Raw genomic sequence first — 1,092 nt, 5'->3', positions numbered from 1 at the left:
ATTCATTATTTTGACATCTTAGTGAAATTTATGTTATTTTCTGTTATATTAATCTTGTTTAATACCCGAATTGCTAGTTAATTTCATTGGAAAATAAATAAGTCGTGCTATCCTAATCTTAAACCACTAAGCATTAGAAAGCGCACGACTTATATGACTTATAATAGCACACTTCCAAAAGTTTTTGTTTATTTACTGACAACCATTGAGACGCTTTATCAAACGAGGGTTCCCCTTGAGGTTCAAAACCGAAAGAACGTCCATCTCGCAACATCAGATTGCTTAGTTATCGCTTGTTACCTATGGGGCGTACTGCATTTTAGTGAAACGCTTAAAGCTAAGCACCAACTTGCTCAAAGTTTATTTCCTAATTTCCTAGAATATTCTCGCTTTGTCCGCCGTTGTAATGCCCTCTTACCGAGTATCCAAGTCATTCGCCAAGCACTCGTCTTTAAAGAGGTTGAAGGAATGAGTGTATCCATTATTGACAGCTTCCCCATTCCTTTGTGTCAGCCTATTCGTAATTTCAGAAGCAAAGTTCTTGGAGATTATGCAAATGTTGGCTACAATGCTACAAAGGGACAGTACTTCTATGGATGTAAATGTCATGCTTTAGTCAGTGAATCAGGCTATGTCATAGACTACACAATTACTCCTGCTTCAATGGCTGATAGTTCAATGACCGAGGAAGTGTTGAGTCAATTTGGGACACCAACAGTCCTTGGAGATATGGGATATCTAGGTCAGTCACTGCATGATAGGCTGGAATTAAAAGGAATTGATCTAATGACACCTGTCAGGAAGAACATGAAGCAAAAGAAAATCCTTTTCCCTAATTTTTCAAAACGTAGAAAAGTGATTGAGCGAGTTTTCTCTTTTTTGACAAATCTAGGAGCTGAGCGTTGTAAAAGTCGTTCGCCTCAAGGTTTTCAATTGAAATTAGAGATGATACTTTTAGCGTATTCTTTACTGTTAAAATCAGCTAAATCACTGGAACCAGAGACTTTAAGATATTCTATCGGGTATCAAGTCATGGCTAAATAATCAACTAGCAATTCGGGTTTTTATATGTATGATTTTGAACAATATGAG

1 protein-coding gene is annotated in these 1,092 nt (G+C 36.9%); it reads left to right on the top strand.

The window, feature by feature from the left end; genetic code table 11:
- The first annotated feature begins 153 nt into the window (after window positions 1–153).
- Window positions 154–1,044 (top strand): IS982-like element IS982B family transposase, encoded by an 891-nt coding sequence (locus tag EII37_RS10680; protein ID WP_015082326.1) that lies wholly within the window; start codon window positions 154–156, stop codon window positions 1,042–1,044.
- Window positions 1,045–1,092 lie beyond the last annotated feature (48 nt).

This window comes from Streptococcus sp. OH4692_COT-348, from assembly GCF_003859975.1.
GTDB lineage: Bacteria > Bacillota > Bacilli > Lactobacillales > Streptococcaceae > Streptococcus.
This window is presented reverse-complemented; position numbering and strand designations above follow the sequence as displayed.